The 17,007-nt window shown below is 66.2% G+C and carries 17 protein-coding genes; 8 read left to right on the top strand and 9 right to left on the bottom strand.

What is annotated here, in order from left to right:
- The first annotated feature begins 66 nt into the window (after positions 1-66).
- A complete protein-coding gene (locus tag H6A15_RS05055; protein ID WP_204672667.1) occupies positions 67-822 on the top strand; it encodes a GntR family transcriptional regulator in 756 nt (251 codons plus the stop codon).
- Between the two features lie 75 nt (positions 823-897).
- Here the strand turns inward: H6A15_RS05055 and H6A15_RS05050 are convergent, their stop codons facing one another.
- From H6A15_RS05050 to dnaK, 4 genes are all read right to left on the bottom strand, one after another.
- Positions 898-1,311 (bottom strand): heat shock protein transcriptional repressor HspR, encoded by a 414-nt coding sequence (locus H6A15_RS05050; protein ID WP_204672666.1) that lies wholly within the window; start codon positions 1,309-1,311, stop codon positions 898-900.
- 128 nt (positions 1,312-1,439) lie between these two features.
- Positions 1,440-2,399, bottom strand: coding sequence for a DnaJ C-terminal domain-containing protein (locus H6A15_RS05045; RefSeq protein WP_204672665.1), 960 nt, complete (start codon positions 2,397-2,399; stop codon positions 1,440-1,442).
- A 136-nt stretch (positions 2,400-2,535) separates the two neighbouring features.
- A complete protein-coding gene (locus tag H6A15_RS05040; protein WP_289545061.1) occupies positions 2,536-3,336 on the bottom strand; it encodes a nucleotide exchange factor GrpE in 801 nt (266 codons plus the stop codon).
- Between the two features lie 71 nt (positions 3,337-3,407).
- Entirely contained in the window at positions 3,408-5,303 is a 1,896-nt protein-coding gene (gene dnaK / locus H6A15_RS05035) for a molecular chaperone DnaK (RefSeq protein WP_204672663.1), read from the bottom strand.
- A gap of 530 nt (positions 5,304-5,833) precedes the next feature.
- Here dnaK and H6A15_RS05030 point away from each other — a divergent pair.
- Positions 5,834-6,064 (top strand): 4Fe-4S binding protein, encoded by a 231-nt coding sequence (locus tag H6A15_RS05030; RefSeq protein WP_143757918.1) that lies wholly within the window; start codon positions 5,834-5,836, stop codon positions 6,062-6,064.
- Positions 6,065-6,240: 176 nt separating this feature from the next.
- Here H6A15_RS05030 and H6A15_RS05025 read toward each other — a convergent pair whose 3' ends face one another.
- The 5 genes from H6A15_RS05025 to H6A15_RS05005 all read right to left on the bottom strand — a co-directional run bounded on the left by H6A15_RS05025 (position 6,241) and on the right by H6A15_RS05005 (position 11,141).
- Entirely contained in the window at positions 6,241-6,816 is a 576-nt protein-coding gene (locus H6A15_RS05025; RefSeq protein ID WP_204672662.1) for a transcription repressor NadR, read from the bottom strand.
- A gap of 57 nt (positions 6,817-6,873) precedes the next feature.
- On the bottom strand, positions 6,874-7,731 hold the full coding sequence (gene nadC, locus H6A15_RS05020; protein WP_204672661.1) for a carboxylating nicotinate-nucleotide diphosphorylase: 858 nt from the start codon (positions 7,729-7,731) through the stop codon (positions 6,874-6,876).
- On the bottom strand, positions 7,728-9,209 hold the full coding sequence (locus H6A15_RS05015) for an L-aspartate oxidase (protein WP_239462364.1): 1,482 nt from the start codon (positions 9,207-9,209) through the stop codon (positions 7,728-7,730). Before H6A15_RS05015 ends, nadC begins: the two co-directional genes overlap by 4 nt.
- A 5-nt stretch (positions 9,210-9,214) precedes the next feature.
- Positions 9,215-10,207: a quinolinate synthase NadA gene (gene nadA / locus H6A15_RS05010; RefSeq protein ID WP_239462363.1), complete on the bottom strand. Its 993-nt coding sequence runs from the start codon at positions 10,205-10,207 to the stop codon at positions 9,215-9,217.
- Positions 10,208-10,556: 349 nt separating this feature from the next.
- Positions 10,557-11,141 (bottom strand): hypothetical protein, encoded by a 585-nt coding sequence (locus H6A15_RS05005; RefSeq protein ID WP_204672660.1) that lies wholly within the window; start codon positions 11,139-11,141, stop codon positions 10,557-10,559.
- Between the two features lie 208 nt (positions 11,142-11,349).
- Between H6A15_RS05005 and trxA the strand changes: the two genes are divergently transcribed.
- The 6 genes from trxA to hypD all read left to right on the top strand — a co-directional run bounded on the left by trxA (position 11,350) and on the right by hypD (position 16,971).
- Complete coding sequence (gene trxA, locus H6A15_RS05000) at positions 11,350-11,670, top strand: thioredoxin (RefSeq protein ID WP_204672659.1); 321 nt, start codon at positions 11,350-11,352, stop codon at positions 11,668-11,670.
- A 304-nt stretch (positions 11,671-11,974) separates the two neighbouring features.
- Positions 11,975-12,223, top strand: a complete 249-nt coding sequence (locus tag H6A15_RS04995; protein ID WP_204672658.1) for a hypothetical protein — start codon at positions 11,975-11,977, stop codon at positions 12,221-12,223.
- 3 nt (positions 12,224-12,226) lie between these two features.
- The gene (nikR, locus tag H6A15_RS04990) at positions 12,227-12,667 is read left to right on the top strand and encodes a nickel-responsive transcriptional regulator NikR (RefSeq protein ID WP_204672657.1); all 441 of its coding nucleotides are present in this window, start codon (positions 12,227-12,229) and stop codon (positions 12,665-12,667) included.
- An 8-nt stretch (positions 12,668-12,675) separates the two neighbouring features.
- Positions 12,676-15,357, top strand: a complete 2,682-nt coding sequence (locus H6A15_RS04985) for a carbamoyltransferase HypF (RefSeq protein ID WP_204672656.1) — start codon at positions 12,676-12,678, stop codon at positions 15,355-15,357.
- A 112-nt stretch (positions 15,358-15,469) separates the two neighbouring features.
- A complete protein-coding gene (locus tag H6A15_RS04980) occupies positions 15,470-15,805 on the top strand; it encodes a HypC/HybG/HupF family hydrogenase formation chaperone (RefSeq protein ID WP_204672655.1) in 336 nt (111 codons plus the stop codon).
- Entirely contained in the window at positions 15,802-16,971 is a 1,170-nt protein-coding gene (gene hypD, locus H6A15_RS04975) for a hydrogenase formation protein HypD (RefSeq protein WP_204672654.1), read from the top strand. The genes H6A15_RS04980 and hypD overlap by 4 nt, the downstream gene beginning before the upstream one ends.
- The last annotated feature ends 36 nt before the right edge of the window (positions 16,972-17,007 follow it).

Genomic DNA, 17,007 nt, shown 5'->3' with positions numbered 1-17,007 from the left:
ATGCGCCTTTTGGAACCCGGCGGTATCGCCGCGCATCTGTAGGCCTCGATGGGAGAGGGGGTTGTCATGTTGAAATACCAAGCAATTGCTGCTGATATCCAACGCAGCATAGAGGACGGCTCCCTCAAACCCAACGACAAGCTCCCCACGGTAGTCGAACTCTGCCAGATATATGACGTCAGCAAGATCACGGTGAAGCGCGCCTTCGACATCTTGGTCGAGAAGGGCCTCATCGCCAGCCGCCGCGGATCGGGTACCTTTGTAAAGAGCTCTCAAGACATGTCCGACCCTCGGGGAACGGGCGCCTACATCAAAGGCGATGCGCGAACGCTGGGCTTCACCCGCTCAGACCGTGCGCGCGGCTTTACCGTCGAGCATCAGGATGAGGGCGCGATCACCTCTGTGGTCTATGACTTCTCCATCGTGACCCCGCCCGAAAAGGTGGCGCGCCACCTGGGCATCCAGCCAGACGACTTCACCTACCACCATTGCCGCGTGCGCTGCCTCGACGAGCACCCCATCGTCATCGAAAGCACCTATATGCCGCTCGACCTGATCCCAGGCCTCAAAAAGAGCCAGCTGTACAAGTCGGTCTATAGCTATATCCAAGAGACCCTTGGCTACAAGATCTCGAGCTTCCACCGCATCATCCGCGCGGTGGCGGCGACCGAGGAGGAAGCCGAGCGCCTGCAAACCGCGCCGGGCGCTCCCCTGCTCGAGCTGGAGCAGATCGGCTTTTTCGACGACGGCACCGCATTCGAGTATTCCGTGTCGCGCAGCGTGGGCGACCGTGCCGAGCTCCGCGACGTCAACGTGCTGTAACGGCGTGGGGGCCGGCAGCATGCATACGCTGCCGGCCCCCACGTGAAAGCAACCGTTACATAGGTCAAGCCTTGCCTACAGGCCGCCTCCACCGAGCAGGCCTCGGAGCACCTGTTCTGGATCGGCAGAGCCGCCCCGCGGGACAAGCGCGGTGATCTTCTTTTGCACCTTGAGCTCGTGGACTTCGTCCTCAAGCTCGCGTACGCGGGCGCGGAGCTGTTCCATCTCGGCGTCGCGCTTCTCGGCGCGCTCCTTCATGTCGAGGATGCGCACCACGCCGGCAAGGTTGATGCCTTCGTCCGTAAGCTGGTTGATGAGCTCGAGCCGCTCGATATCGGCGCGCGAGTACAGGCGGGTGTTGCCGCCCGAGCGCTTCGGGTTCACCAGACCCTTGGACTCATAGACGCGCAGGGTCTGCGGGTGCATGCCCGTCAGCTCTGCAGCAACGCTGATCATATAGAGCGGTTTGTCCCGATCAGACTGGCTCATCGCTACCCAACTCCTCACTCTTCCCAAAGAGGGGCTCCTGCCGAGGTGCGGCAGACGTCCGAAGACGACGCCCCCACGTGCCGCAAGGCGGCTGCCCCATGCGGGACAAGCCGCCTCGCCAACTTAGCCTATACCTTCGCGCGATAGCGGTCCACGCTCGCTCGGTAATCGCGCGTGTCCGCCGAGCGCAGCCTCTCGAACGCCTCCTGTTCGGCGACCGAAAGCTGGGTGGGCACGCGGACCTCGACGGTCACCAGCAGCGCGCCTGTGCGCCCGCGACGCTTCACGTCGGGGGCTCCCAGGTCCTTGAAGCGGAAGGTCTTGCCGGTCTGCGTGCCCGCCGGCACCTTAAGACGCACCGTCGCGCCGCCTGGCGTCGGAACGTCCACCTGGCATCCCAGCGCCGCCTCGTACACCGAGATGGGCAGCGTCATCTGGACGTCGGCGCCTTTGCGCTTGAACAGCGGATGCTCCGCCACATGCGTGGTCACCACCAGATCGCCGCGCTCGCCGCCGTTCATGCCGTATTCGCCGCGACGCTTGTAGCGCAGCTTGCCGCCGTCGACGGCACCAGCCGGCACCGAGACGGTGATGGTCTGCTGCTCGCCGGTCGAGGGAATGCGGTAGGTGACCTTGTGGGTCACGCCGCGGAACGCGTCCTCGGCGGAGACGTCGACGGTGAGCGACAGGTCGCCGCCCTTGCGCGGCCGGCTCGCCGCGCGGGCGCCTCCGCCCATGCCGCCGAAATTCGTCGCCCAGTCAGAACCAAAGGCCCCGTCTCCGTTGAAGATGCTGCTAAAGATATCGCTCCATCCGCCGGGTGCGCCGGCGCCCCCCGCATAGGTATAGGCGCCGCCCGGACCGCCCGCGCCCGGCATGCCGCCGAACATGAGCAGCTGGTCGTACTCCTTGCGCTTCTTGGGATCGGAAAGCGTCTCGTACGCCTCGCTGATCTCCTTGAACTTCTGCTCGTCGCCGCCCGCATCGGGATGATACTTCTGCGCCAGCTTGCGGAAGGCCGTCTTGATCTCCTTGTCGGAGGCGTCGCGCTTCACGCCAAGGACGTCGTAAAAGTTCTTTTGTGCCATCGCCTGCCTCCTCTCTTGAGTATTTCGCCACCTTGGGGGCGGCGAATCCGTGCGAGGCGCCGCACGGCGCCGCGCCTCGCCGGCATGTGCTCAACCTAAAAAGGGCCCCGGGGAAAGACCCGGAGCCCCGTTCGCGTTACTCCTGCGTCGCCTCAGACGAATCGTCGGCGGGGGCTTCCTTTGGCTCCGCCTCGCCCTCGGCCTTCTCCTCAGGCGCGGGCCGCTTGGCGCCGCCGTAGGTCACCGTGACCATGGCCGAGCGCAACACGCGGTCTGCCATGCGGTAACCCTTCTGGTACACGTCGTGCACCGTCTCATCGTACTGCTCGGCGTCCTCCACGCGACCGACGGCCTGATGCTCAAGCGGGTCGAAAGCCTCGCCCTTGGGGTCGATCGGCTCTACGCCCTCATGCGAGAACACGTCGAGCATCTTGGTATGGACCGCATCCACGCCGTCAACGAACTGCGAGAACGCCTCGTCCATCTCCTGCGAGCGAGCGTGATCGATGGCGCGCTCCATGTCGTCGAGCACGGGCAGCAGCGCGGTCACGAGCTTCTCGGTCGCACGGCTCTGCTCGGCGAGGCGCTCGGCAGCGGTGCGGCGGCGGAAATTCTCCCAATCAGCCTGCAGGCGAGCCATGCGGTCGACCGCGTCGCGAGCGCGTCCCTCGGCGGCCTCTTTTGCCTCGACCGCGCCGGCGAGCTCGCGCTGGGCGTCCGCCGCCTTCTGCTCTGCCTGCTCATACTTGAGCTTGAAATCGTTCTCCGCCGCCTCTTCGCCTGCGCGGATGGCCGCCTCGATCATCTCCTCTTCGGTCAAAGCCTGCTCGCGCTCGGCCTGCTCGACCGTCTGGGCTTCATCGACCTCGGGCTTTACGTCGTCTGTGGTCTGGGCCGCGTCCGTTGCCTCGTCGGCGGCCTCTACGGGAATCTTCACGTCCTTCTCCTCAGAGTCAGCGGAGGCGGCAGCGGCGGCCGCCTCCGTGCGAGTATTCCGGGCGGGCATGATTACTTCGCCTGATCGTCGTCGACGACCTCGTAGTCGGCATCGACCACGTCGTCGTCGGCGTTGCCGGACGGGGTCTCAGTGGCCTGCTGGGCATCGCTGTAGACGATCTGCGCCAGCTTGTAGGCAACCTCCTGCAGCCTGTCGCCGGCGGCCTTGATGGCATCGACGTCGGTGCCGTCGAGCGCCTTCTTGGCGTCGGCGATCGCGGACTCGGCGTCGCTCTTCACGTCGCCGGGCACCTTGTCTCCCAGGTCGGACAGGGTCTGCTCGGTGGAGTAGCACAGGCTGTCGGTCTGGTTGCGAACCTCGACCTCCTCCTTCTGACGCTTGTCCTCCTCGGCATGGGCCTCGGCGTCCTTGACCATGCGGTCGACTTCCTCGTCGGAGAGGGCGGTGGAGCCGGAGATGGTGATCTGCTGCTCCTTGCCGGTGCCCTTGTCCTTGGCGGAAACCTTCACGATGCCGTTGGCGTCGATGTCGAAGGTGACCTCGATCTGAGGCACGCCGCGACGGGCTGCCGGGATGCCGGTGAGCTGGAACTTACCGAGCGACTTGTTGTCGCGCGCCAGCTCGCGCTCGCCCTGCAGGACGTTGATCTCGACGGAAGTCTGGTTGTCGGCGGCCGTGGAGTAGATCTCGGTCTTGGAGGTCGGGATCGTGGTGTTGCGGTCGATCATCTTGGTCATGATGCCGCCCATGGTCTCGACGCCGAGCGACAGCGGGGTCACGTCGAGCAGCAGGATGTCCGAAGGGCCGTCGCCAGACAGGATCGCGCCCTGCACGGCGGCGCCGGCGGCGACGACCTCGTCCGGGTTCACGGACATGTTGGGCTGCTTGCCCGTCATCTTCTTCACGAGATCCTGGACGGCGGGCATACGGGTGGAGCCGCCGACGAGGATGACCTCGGTCAGGTCGGAGAGGCGCAGATTGGCGTCACGCAGCGCGTTGGTCACAGGGGCCTTGCAGCGCTCGAGCAGGTCATGGGTGATGCGCTCGAACTCGGTGCGGGTCAGCGTGTAGTCGAGGTGCTTGGGGCCGGTGGCGTCAGCGGTGATGAAAGGCAGGTTGATGGTGGCCTGCTGGGCGGCGGAGAGCTCCTTCTTGGCGTTCTCGGCTGCCTCCTTCAGGCGCTGCAGCGCCATGGCGTCCTTGCGCAGGTCGATGCCGTTGTCGGCCTGGAACTTGTCAGCGAGCCAGTCGATGACGCGCTGGTCCCAGTCGTCGCCGCCCAGGTGGTTGTCGCCCGAGGTGGACAGCACCTCGAAGACGCCGTCGGCAAGGTCGAGGATCGACACGTCGAAGGTGCCGCCGCCCAGGTCGAAGACGAGGATGCGCTGGTCAGCGCCCTGCTTGTCGAGACCGTAGGCAAGGGCGGCCGCAGTCGGCTCGTTCACGATACGCTTCACGTTGAGGCCAGCGATCTTGCCGGCGTCCTTGGTTGCCTGGCGCTGGGCGTCGTTGAAGTATGCCGGGACGGTGATGACGGCGTCGGTGACGGTCTCGCCGAGGTACTTCTCGGCGTCGGTCTTCATCTTCTGGAGAATCATGGCGCTGACCTGCTCAGGCGTGAAGTCCTGGCCGTCGATGCTGGCGACGGCGCGGCCGCCCTGGCCCTCCTTGACGGCATACGGGACGGTCTTGATCTCGGAGGAGACCTCGGAGAACTTGCGGCCCATGAAGCGCTTGATGGAGAAGACGGTGTTCTTGGGGTTGGTCACGGCCTGGTTCTTGGCGGCCTTGCCCACGACGCGATCACCGTCGGCACGGAATCCGACCACGGACGGGGTGGTGCGGTCGCCCTCGGCGTTCACGATGACCGTGGGATTGCCGCCCTCGAACACGGCCATGGCGGAGTTGGTGGTACCGAGGTCGATACCCAAAATCTTGTTGCTCATGGATAATCCCTTCCTTCGCCGCCGGGCTTCCTTTCGCGCGCGCCCGGCACGTCTGTCGTTGTTCGCTCTCTATCATATCCCCTTGAGCGCCAAGATATACAAAATCTAAGTCATTTCATATAAGATTTTTTGTTTTCTGGACATGCAGGTTATTTGCCTGCACAAAACGCGGGCGCTGAGCACCGCAAACACGGCAATCGCAGAAGCGATCGCACCTCCCCTACATGACGACCGGACGCGTCCCGCACGGGCTCCAAGGCGTCCGTTCTGCAACAGAAGTTAACCGGAGAAGGCAGCACTTCAAAAGGCGATGCCAGACGACGCGGAGGCCCACGCCAGGGCGCACAACCAGAGATGGTGCGCGTAACACGCGGAGTGGAGGCACGTCCACGCCCCATCGCCCTGTTATGCTGCGCAAACGGCATAACCGCAGATGGTAAACCGCGGCTGACTCGGCGAACGGTATGAAAAGGTGGGCACAAGGGCTTGCAATGAGGTCGTCTCGGGGTATATTGAAGCCACACGACTCGATGTCACATCGCCTACGGCATCGGGCACGAACAGAGGAGGAAACTATGGCACATCCTGTTATCGATGCCGATGAGTGCATCGCCTGTGGCGTCTGCGTTGACGACTGCCCCCAGGGCGTTCTTGAGGTCCAGGACGTCGCGACCGTAGTCGACGAGGATTCCTGCATCGCCTGCGGCGTTTGCCAGGAGTCTTGCCCGGCTGGCGCGATCACCGAGATCGCCGAGGACTAGCATCCCGCGCCATCACGCACTTTGGGGCTCCCCTCGGGGAGCCCCTTTTTGTTTGAGAAGCCACTCGAAAACGTGACCACACGCTTGAGAAAGCCGCCTGAAGTCAACGCCGCGTGAAACGGCCTGCCCACGAGACAGCGAGCCCATATCGGCGCGCCGCCATGCGCCACGTCGCCCTACGAAGACGCAGCGCCCCGCGCAGCAGCCGGCACCATGGCGTCTCGTTCATAAGGCAGCACCGGCGCCAGATAGCCACGTGCGCGCAGGGCGTCCTCGACCTCGTCGAGGACCTCGGTGGAATCCGCTGCGATGCGATGATAGTGATACCCGCTCGTCACGGTCATGAGTGGGGAGCTCTTGCCGGTCCGGATCCCCTCGAGATAGCGCTCGACGTCTCGGCGGCTGCGCACGTGCAGCGGCGCCGTGATCTTGCCGTACACGCGATGGCTCACCGTCACATCAAGCACCTCGCCGCCCAAGTCGACCACACAGGTCAGCTCGTCTTCAAGCTCGTCGGCGGTGTGTAGAACCTTGAACAGGCGTACGGGGCGTGAAGTCTCCTCGCCCTCATGCAGCACGTAGCCGCGATTGGTCGCCGCAATGTCATGGCCGTCCGCGCGCAGCAATGCGACATCCTGCACAACGACCTGCCGGCTCACGCCGACAGACCGCGCGAGCGCGCCCCCCGAGAGCGGCTTGGCAGATGCACGCAGCGCCCCCAGGATAACGTCCCTGCGTTCGACCCCTGTCATGTGCCCAACCTCCCGCAACGAACCATTCCCTCACCATGCGACGCCGAAGGCCGACGCTCACGCGTCCAGCATGCGCAGGTGCTTGAGCGACACATCGAGGATCGGGGCCGAATGCGTAAGCGCTCCCGATGAGATGTAGTCGACCCCGAGGTCGGCGAGGGCCCGAATGTTCTCGGCGTCCACGTTACCCGAGACCTCGGTCTTCGCCCGACCCGCAATCAGCTTGATCGCCGCCGCCATTTCGTCGTGCTCCATATTATCGAACATGATGATATCCGCGCCCTCCTCAAGCGCCTCGCGCACCATGTCCATGCCTTCGCATTCCACCTCGACCATGCAGGTGAACGGCGCCCGTTCCCGCGCCGCACGCACGGCCGCGCCGACGCCGCCCGCAGCGTCGATATGGTTGTCTTTGAGCATCACGGCGGTCGAGAGGTTGAAGCGATGGTTCTGCCCTCCGCCCAGACGCACCGCCTCGCGCTCGAAGACCCTGAGGCCGGGCGTCGTCTTGCGCGTGTCGACCAGCACCGTATCGGTGCCGTCAAGCGCGGACGCCATGCGGCGCGTATAGGTCGCGATGCCGCTCATGCGCTGCAAGAAGTTCAGCGCCACGCGCTCACCCGAAAGCAGGGCGCGCGCGTCGCCCCGCACCATGGCGAGCAGCTGCCCCGCTTTGACCTCGTCGCCATCATGCACCTTAGGACATACCTCTGAAGAGGGGTCGAGCAGCTCGAAGGTGCGCGCGAAGACGTCGAGCCCCGCAATGACGCCGTCTGCCTTGGCGATCAGCTGCACCTCGGCGGCGCGCGCCTCGGGACACACCGCCTGGGTGCTCACGTCCTCGTATGTGATGTCTTCCTGCAACGCCCGCAAGATGATGTCGTCCCCCACGAGCTTCATCGTCACTGGATTCATCTGGCACACTCCTTCTTTCGTGCCGCAGGCGGCACTTCCACGGCGCCGCCGGCCCCGTCGAAGTCGATAGCCGGGTACGTCGCCTCCGCCTCGCCCGACGGCTTCCCCACGTCGTCACCGACCGCGTCGCGCGCCAGGGCATCGATGCCCGAGCGGTACCCGCCGCACGGCCGGTGCCTGCCATCGAGCGGCGGCTCACCCGTCGGCTCGACGGAAAGGCTCTCCCCCGTCGTGATCCTATACGCGGCGCGTCGCGAGAACACGAGCGCCTCGAGCAGGCTGTTGCTTGCCAGGCGGTTCTTTCCGTGCACACCCGTGCAGCTCGTCTCGCCCACGGCATACAGCCCCGGTACCGTCGTCGCCGAATCAAGGTCGACGTGGATGCCTCCCATAAAGTAATGCTGGGCAGGCACCACGGGGATCGGCTCGCGGCAGATGTCATAGCCCGCCTCGAGACAATGCTGGTAGATGTTGGCGAAATGCCCCCGGATCACGTCGTCGGGGACGTTCTCGAAAGAAAGGCGGACGTATGGCATGCCATCGAGCTCCATCTGGCGATAGATCGCCGCGGTCACCACGTCGCGCGGCTGGAGCTCGTCGCAGAACCGCTCGCCTGCGCGGTTGAGCAAGACAGCGCCCTCGCCGCGGCAGGACTCGGAGATGAGAAACGCCCTTCCTGAGGCTTCGGGGCCCTCGTAGAGGCTTGTCGGATGTATCTGCACGTAATCCATGTGCTCGAGCTGCGCGCCATGAGCCGCCGCGATCGAGCAGGCGTCGCCCGTCAGCTGAGGGAAGTTGGTCGAGCGTTCGTACAGGCCGCCGATGCCGCCCGTCGCCAGCACGGTGGCGCGCGCACGTATGCGCACGGCGTCGGACGCAACGCCGCCGAGTTCATCGGCCTTGCGCGTCGACTCTTCCTCGCTGACCGGCACGGCGACCACGCCCCCGCACGCAGCAGGCGTGGCAGGGCCCGATTCGCCAGGAGCGGGCGCCTCGTCAATCAAGTCGGCGCAGGCAAGATGCTCGAACATCCTCACCCATGGAAGCTCGCGCACGCGCTCGAGCAGCTTCGAGGTGATCTCCCGGCCGGTGACGTCGGCGTGGTAGCAGATGCGCGGGCGACGATGCGCCCCCTCGCGCGTGAACGCCAGGGAGCCGTCCTGCTCGCGCTCGAAGTCGACGCCGAGCGCGACGAGGTCGTTGATGGCGCTCCTGCTAGAGCGCAGCAGGACGTCGACGCTCTCGCGCCGATTCTCATAATGACCCGCGCGCATGGTGTCCTCGACATAGACGTCGTAATCGTCCGCCTCGGGAAGCACGCAGATTCCGCCCTGGGCGAGCATGGAGTCGCATTCCTCGAATGACCCCTTTGAAAGCATGACGGTGCGCGTCCCCTCCGGCAGCGAGAGTGCCGTGTAGAGACCCGCCGCGCCGCAGCCTACGATGACCACGTCGCAGGACATCTCCCGCTTGTCCATCTCCCTCACCCCTTGTTCGACGCGAGCGCGAGCATGCGGTCGAGCGTGGCGGCCGCAGCGTCGGCGTGGGCCGGCATGGGGACCTCGCCCACGCCGTCGCGCAGGCACGCCACCACCTGGCCGAGCGTCACCTTGTCCATCTCGGGGCACCGGGAAGACGAGGTGAAGTGGAACTTCTTGCCCGGGGCGCAGCGGCGCTCGAGCTCCGCCTGGACGCCCGACATCGTCACGACGATGAATTCTTGGGCCGCGCTGTTCTGCGCCGCCTCGATGATCTCTGCCGTGGAGCCGATCACGTCGGCGAGCTCGAGCACCTCTGAGGTGCACTCGGGATGGGCGAGCACCGGCGCATTTGGGTGGGCGCGCATGAGGTCGCGCACCTCTCGGGCTCCGATCTGCGCGTGGAAGGGACACCTGCCGTCGTTCAAGATCACGTGCTTCTCGGGCACCTGCTGGGCGACGTAGCGGCCCAGATGCTCGTCCGGAATAAAGAGCACGTGGTGCTGGGACAGCCCGCGGACGATACGCACGGCGTTGGAGGAGGTCACGCACACGTCGCTCCAACTCTTGATCTCCGCCGTCGAGTTGACATAGCAGACCACGGCGAGGTCGTCGCCATAGCGCTCGCGCGCCTCGAGAACCGTTGCGCGCGAAACCATGTGGGCCATGGGGCAATCGGCCGACGGATCGGGCACGAGCACGCGCTTGTCGGGATTCAAGAGCTTCATGCTCTCCGCCATAAACGACACCCCCGCGATCACAAGCGTGCGCTGCGGCACCGTCGTGGCAAGCCGAGCCAGGGCAAACGAGTCGCCGACGTAGTCCGCCGCCCGCTGGACTTCGGGGCGCGTGTAGTAATGGGCGAGCACCACCGCGTCGTAGGCCCGCTTGAGCCCATCCAGCTCGGAGAGCAGCGAGCGGCAACGCTCGTCAGAAAGGCCGGGCGCCTCCCCCGGAGCCCGGCGCGATTCCTCGCCCATATCAGTCAATGCATCCATATGACACCGTCCTTGCGTTTCGGGCGCCTGCCGCCCGCAAGACAACGGGTGACAGTATGGCACCTGGAATGACAGCTGACAAGACAGCTGACAAGACAGTTCATGACATCGACAGGGAGCAGCGACGCCGAACACGCGAACCTATGAGATGGGGCATTGCGTTGCTGGACATGAGCCGATGTGAGCCGTTGACCGCAGACCGGCAGAAACGGCCCGTCGCGTGCGGACACGAGCGCAAACCCCCGAGGGAAACGGCTGCGTGCTCGAAAGACTGTCCTCCGTGAGTGGGCACGAGCCCGAGCAGTGCCAGGCCGTGTGCGAGGCCTGTGGCGGGACGTTTGCAGCAAGGCTAGTAGGGGGCACCTTGGGGAGGCAGCTGCTTGAGATATGCCCACATGCGCTGCTTTGCCCGCGGGTCGGACAGCGACGCCTCGAAGCCATCAAGCGCAAGCACCCGGCGACCGAGCACCGACACCACCAGCCCCGGCTGGAGCATCGCCGCGTTGAAGTCCTCGATGACGGCCAGGGCGTCCGCGTAGGCCTCGCGCATCGCATGCGCGGCGACATCGTCCAGCAGCACGACCGCCTCGGGATCGAGCGCCTCGACAGCCTCGCGGAACACCTCTGCGGGGAGCAGCTCGAACTGAGGGGCGGCGGCAAAGCCCGGCTCCGCCTCACCCGCAACGGCAGCCAGCCCGCAAAAATCCTCAGGCGCATATCCCAGGCGCTCGAGGGCGGCGCGCAACGCGGTCCCGTCAGCACCGGCCAGCAGAGACCCGCCGGCGCGCTCGTCGGCGTTGAGCTCGCCTTTCACGAGAACGATCGACGAAAAGGCGTTTCCCTGGGCAACGACTCCACGCTTTGCCAGGCTCTCTAGCTCTTGCCTGGTCGCGCTCACGATCGCCTCGCTCCTGTCGTGCGATGTCACATACATGTAGGCCCCCTTCTCGTTGTGGCCATTGTACGCCGGGACACATCGACACGCCGCGAGCGGCGTGACTTGGCCGCCGCGAGCGGGGCGGGGCGGCCGCAGCGCTTGTGGGCGAACAATGGTCACCGCAGCAGTGCAAGCGCCGGGTCGAGTTGGGTATAACGTCACCGAAGTGACATTCCCGGTACTGCCGATACCCATAGGAGGAACCATGGCAACCATCACCGAAGTCAACGCAGCCACGTTCGACTCCCTGCTCACCGAAGAGCTCCCCGTCCTCATTGACTTCTGGGCACCTTGGTGCGGACCCTGCCGCACGCTCTCGCCGATCGTCGACGAGCTTGCCGACGACCTCGCCGGCAGGATCAAGGTTGCCAAGTGCAACGTTGATGACAACCAAGACATCGCCATGAAGTATGGCGTCATGTCCATCCCCACGCTCGTCATGCTCAAGGGCGGCAAAGAGGCCATGCGCACCGTCGGTGCGATGCCGAAGGCCCGTCTCATGGCAGAGCTTGAAAAGGCGCTGTAGGCCAGCATCCCGATGCCCCCGAGCGCCAGCGCCGAGCCAAGGTTCGCGCCCCGGCACTCCGGCAAACGACATCTGCCCCCTTCCTTGACGGCGGCCCCACGGGGTCGCCGTTTGCTGTATAGGACGCTCGCCCGCTCGCACCTGCCCGCCTTGCACCAACCGCCTGCCGCGCGAGGGTCCCGTCGCGAAACTTTGCCGCCCGCCTTGACGGTCCGCCGAGAAGCCCGTGCGATGAGGTAGTACACTTAGGCCCAATCAGCACAGCGAAGACGCCGAGGGCGTCTCATCACACCAAGGAGGCACCATGCACGACGTGGGAATGAACATGGGCCAGCTCGCCATGAGCGTCAAGCAGGTCGACGACGCCATCGCCCTTGCGCGCGACTGGAGCCACAGCCTGCTCCACGCCACGGAGAATTTCGACATGGAGCGCATCGGGGGCAAGCTCGAGGCCGCCATGGAGGCGCTCGACGAGGCGCGCCGGGCGCTCGATGGTTACGAGGACGCTATCGAGGCGGACCACAACTCCGTCGGCTCCGTTCGACTGGTGTAGAACATGGGCTCCTGCAACGCAGGGGACCTCGTGAGGTTCTCCATCGCCATGCCCGAGGACCTTCTCAGGGCTTTCGACGCGCAGATTTCCCGGCGCAGCGACACCGCCAACCGGTCCGAAGCCATCCGCGACCTCATTCGCTCGTCGCTCGTGCGCGACGAGCTCCGCACGCCCGAGGCGCAGGTGATCGGCTCGCTCACCATGATCTACGACCACCACACCGGGGACCTCACCCGCAAGCTCGACGAAGTCCAGCATGATTACACGCACGAGATCGTCTCGACCATGCACGTGCATCTCGACCATAGCAACTGCCTTGAGATCCTTGCCCTGCGCGGCCAGGGATCGCGCGTCTACGAGCTCGCCGACAAGCTCTTGGGGCTGCGCGGCGTAAAGCACGGAGAGCTCACCTGCGCCGCCACCGACACGAGCCTCGAGCTGTAAGCCGCACGATGAGAGACGCGCGCATCCACATCACAGGCATCGTCCAGGGCGTGGGCATGCGCCCGTTCGTGTATCGCGAGGCGGTGGAGCGCGGCGTCGCGGGCTGGGTGCTCAACGCCGGAGACGGGGTGCATATCGAGGCCCATGTCGCCGACGACCGCGCGCTCGACGCCTTTGTCGCCGCCCTTCGCGACGACGCGCCGGCAGCGGCACGCATCGAGGACGTGCTGGTGGAGCAGCTTGCCCCGCGAGGCGATGCCGGCAAGCATGCGGGCGGCACCCCTGCCGACGCGACAACGAAGCCGTTCGATGGCGACCGGCAGGCGCGCCCCCTCTTTCGCATCATCGCCTCCGACGAAAGCACCGAGCGCACCACCCTCGTCTCACCGGACATCGCCACCTGCGCCGACTGCCTGCACGAGCTCTTCGACCCCGCAGACCGACGGTATCATTACCCGTTTATCAACTGCACGAACTGCGGGCCGCGCTTCACCATCATCCGGTCGCTGCCCTACGATCGCCCTGCGACCTCCATGGATGCCTTTCCCATGTGCGACGCCTGCGCGGCCGAATACGCCGATCCCCTTGACCGGCGCTTCCACGCGCAGCCCGACGCCTGCTTTGAGTGCGGGCCGCACATCACCTGGCGCGAGAAGTCGGGCGAAAACCAAGCGCCTGCCGCAGGGCGGACGCTCGAAGAAAGCGATGCCATCATCGGCCGTTGCGCCGAACTCATCGCCCAAGGCGGCGTCGTGGCGATCAAGGGCTTGGGAGGCTTTCACCTGGCCTGCGACGCCGGCAACGACGATGCCGTGCGCGAGCTGCGCCGCCGCAAGCGCCGCAGCAACAAGCCGCTCGCCGTCATGGTCGGCGGCATCGATGACGCCGAGGAGCTCTGCCACGTGGGGCGCGCCGAGCGCGAGCTGCTCGAGGGCACCGTCCGGCCCATCGTCCTGCTGCGCAGAAGGGCCCTCGACGCCCCTCGCGTGGGAAGGACCGCCGCCCCCTCCCCCGGGGGCCCCTTAGAGGAGTGTGCCGATGCCGACCGGGCATGCGCCGCCGGCAGGGTGCGCGCCGCCAACGGGGCGTGCAGCGACCGCAGGGCGCACGTCGCCCCCGCGGTCGCCTTCGACCTTCCGGAGCTGGGCGTCATGCTTCCCTATACGCCGCTTCAACATCTGCTGCTCGCAGCCTGCGCGAGCCGGGGCGTCCGTACCCTCGTCATGACGAGCGGCAACGTGAGCGAGGAGCCCATCGAGACCGATGACGCCCTTGCCTGGAAACACCTGGTAGAAGGAGGTCTCGCCGACGCCCTGCTGGGCAACGACCGCGCGATCCTCTCGCGCTATGACGACTCGGTGGCACGCGTGATGGACAAGCTCGTCGCACCGGTGCGTCGGGCGCGCGGCTTTGCCCCGCGGCCGCTCGAGCTGCCCGGCGTCCCGCTCGGTACCGCCGACGGAGGCCTGCCATCGATTCTCGCCTGCGGCCCCGAGCAAAAGGCGACGCTCGCCCTCACGCGCGAGCGTCCAGACGGCACCGCCTCGTGCTTCGTCTCCCAACATATCGGCGACATCGAGAACGCCGCGACGTTCGACGCGTGGCAAGGCGCCCTCCACCGCTTTGAAGACCTCTTCGACCTGCAGCCGTCCGCCTTCGCCTGCGACCTGCACCCAACCTATCTCGCCAGCCAATGGGCTCGCTCCGAGGCGGCATCCCACGCCCTTCCAATCATCGAAGTGCAGCATCACCACGCGCATGTCGCATCCGTCATGGCGGAGTCCGTCGCCACGGGAGCGCTTGCTCCCGAAGAGCGCGTGCTGGGCATTGCCTTCGACGGCACCGGCGCGGGAACAGACGGCACCATCTGGGGCGGAGAGCTGCTGCTCGCAGACCTCCAGGGCTTCAGCCGCCTCGCGCATCTTACCCCCTGGCCGCTCCCCGGCGGCGCCACGAGCGTGCGCGACGCCCGGCGAAACGCCTTCTCGCTGCTCATGCGCTGCGGACTGCTCGAGCACCCGGGCGCATCCCTGCTGCTCGGCACCATGACCGACCAGGAGCGCTCCATCACCTCGACCATGATCGAGCGCGGCATCAACAGCCCGCAGAACAGCAGCATGGGGCGCCTCCTTGACGCCGTGGCGGCGCTGCTGGGCGTATGCGGCATCGCGACCTACGAGGGCGAGCCCGCCATTGAGCTTGAGGCGGCGGCATGGCGCGGGGCATCCTGCGAGCCGGGCGAAGGCTATCGCTTTGACCTGCATGTCGTGCCCACAAAGACGCCCGACGAGCCGACGCGTCGGCGCAGGGCGCTTGTGAACGAGGCGGCTGCCCCCCGATGCATAGAGATCGACCCCGCGCCCATGCTCGACGCCGCCCTCTCAGACCTTGCCCGCGGCGAGGCGCGCGAGGTCATCGCCCGTCGCGTGCACCATGCCGTCGCGCGCCTGACATCGTCGCTGGCCCGAGACATAGCCGCCCGCGAGCAGGTCTCCCATGCTGTGCTTTCCGGCGGCGTCTTCATGAATCGCATGCTCCTGCAAGAGACCGCGACGCTCCTGCGCGCCGAGGGGCTGCGGCCGCTCGTGCCGCAGCTCGTCCCCACAAACGACGGCTGCATATCCTTTGGCCAGGCGGCCGTCGCCCGCGCACGGCTCGCCGCCACGCGCGGACAGGAGATTGCCCGCTAGGATCCCCGGGCATTTGCCCACATGGTGTGCGAGCGGTACTATCGTTGGGAAAAATGATGCGGGCGGCGGCGCAGATCGCAGCGCACGCCCGCCACAAGAAGAAGGATCGCTCATGTGCCTTGCCGTTCCAGGAACGATCGTCGCCCTGCGCGATGACGCAACCGCCACCGTCGACATGCTGGGCGTGCAGCGCGACATCTCGGTCGCACTTACCCCAGACGCCAAGGTGGGCGACTATGTGCTTGTCCATGCCGGATTTGGCATTCAGGTGATCGACCCCGAGGAGGCGCGCCTCACGCTTGAGATCTTCCAGGAGATCCCCGAGCTGGTGGGCGAAGAGCTCGAGGGCGTCGTGCCCTTTGGAAGCGCGGCAGAAGCCGTAGCGGACGGCGGCGTCCCTCAAGCAGAGCCCGCCCAGGCCGCCGCCCAGGCCGGAGCCCTGGCATGACGGACAGGGGCTCTCACGGCACGGGGCCGCACTCGAGCCGACATCGCGGCGCCTGCGACACGCAGGACATCTCGCCGCGCGCCATAGACCTTGGCGCCTTCCGCGACCCCGCCCTTGCGCGCGAGCTCATCGACCGCATCGCATCGGTCGTGGGAGACCGTGAGCTCAACCTCATGGAGGTCTGCGGGACCCACACCATGAGCATCGGCCGCTATGGCTTCCGCTCGATCATGCCCCCCGGGCTCCATCTGCTTTCCGGCCCGGGCTGCCCGGTCTGCGTGACCGCCAATCGGGACATCGACCATATCATCGCCCTTGCAAAGCTGGACGGCGTGGTCATAGCGACCTTTGGCGACATGATGCGCGTGCCCGGCTCGACGAGTTCGCTCGCCGCGCAGAAGGCGGCGGGGCACGACGTGCGCATCGTGTACTCTCCGCTCGACGCCGTGCGACTCGCCCAGGACAACCCCGGACTCGACGTCATCTTTGTCGGCGTAGGCTTTGAAACCACCACGCCCACCATTGCGGCAACCATCTTGGACGCGGCGGCGCGAGGCCTTGCCAACTTCTCGGTCATGAGCGCGCACAAGATGACCCCTCCCGCCCTGCGCGCCATTGCCGACGACCCCGAGACCCGTATCGACGGCTTCATATTGCCGGGGCACGTTTCCACCATCACGGGGCTCGCCCCCTATCGGTTCTTGGTCGACGAGTTCTCTATCCCCGGCGTGGTCACCGGCTTTGAGCCCGTGGACATTCTGGAGAGCATCCTGCTGCTGGCAGAGATGGCGCGCGGCGGGAAGCCGGCGATAGAGAACGCCTATCGCCGCGGCGTCAACGCCGAGGGAAATCCCGTGGCACGCGCCATGGTCGACCGCGTTTTTGAGACCTGCGACGCCACCTGGCGCGGGCTCGGCACGCTGCCGTCGTCGGGGCTCGCCATCCGTGACGAATACGCCCGCTTCGATGCGCGCCGGCGCTTCGACGTCGAGATCGAGCCCACACAGGAGCAGCGCGGCTGCCGCTGCGGAGACGTCTTGCGCGGGGCGATCGCGCCTACCTCTTGCCCGCTTTTCGGGCGCGCCTGCACACCCGAGCACCCGATAGGCCCCTGCATGGTCTCGAGCGAAGGCAGCTGCGCGGCATACTTCCGCTATCGCGCATAGACCGGACGCATCCAGGGCACAGCGCACATGCGCGAC

The organism is Enorma phocaeensis (assembly GCF_016901575.1).
Taxonomy (GTDB): domain Bacteria; phylum Actinomycetota; class Coriobacteriia; order Coriobacteriales; family Coriobacteriaceae; genus Limicola; species Limicola phocaeensis_A.
The sequence above is the reverse complement of the archived record's forward strand: the minus strand, read 5'-3'. Positions and strand labels throughout refer to the sequence as shown.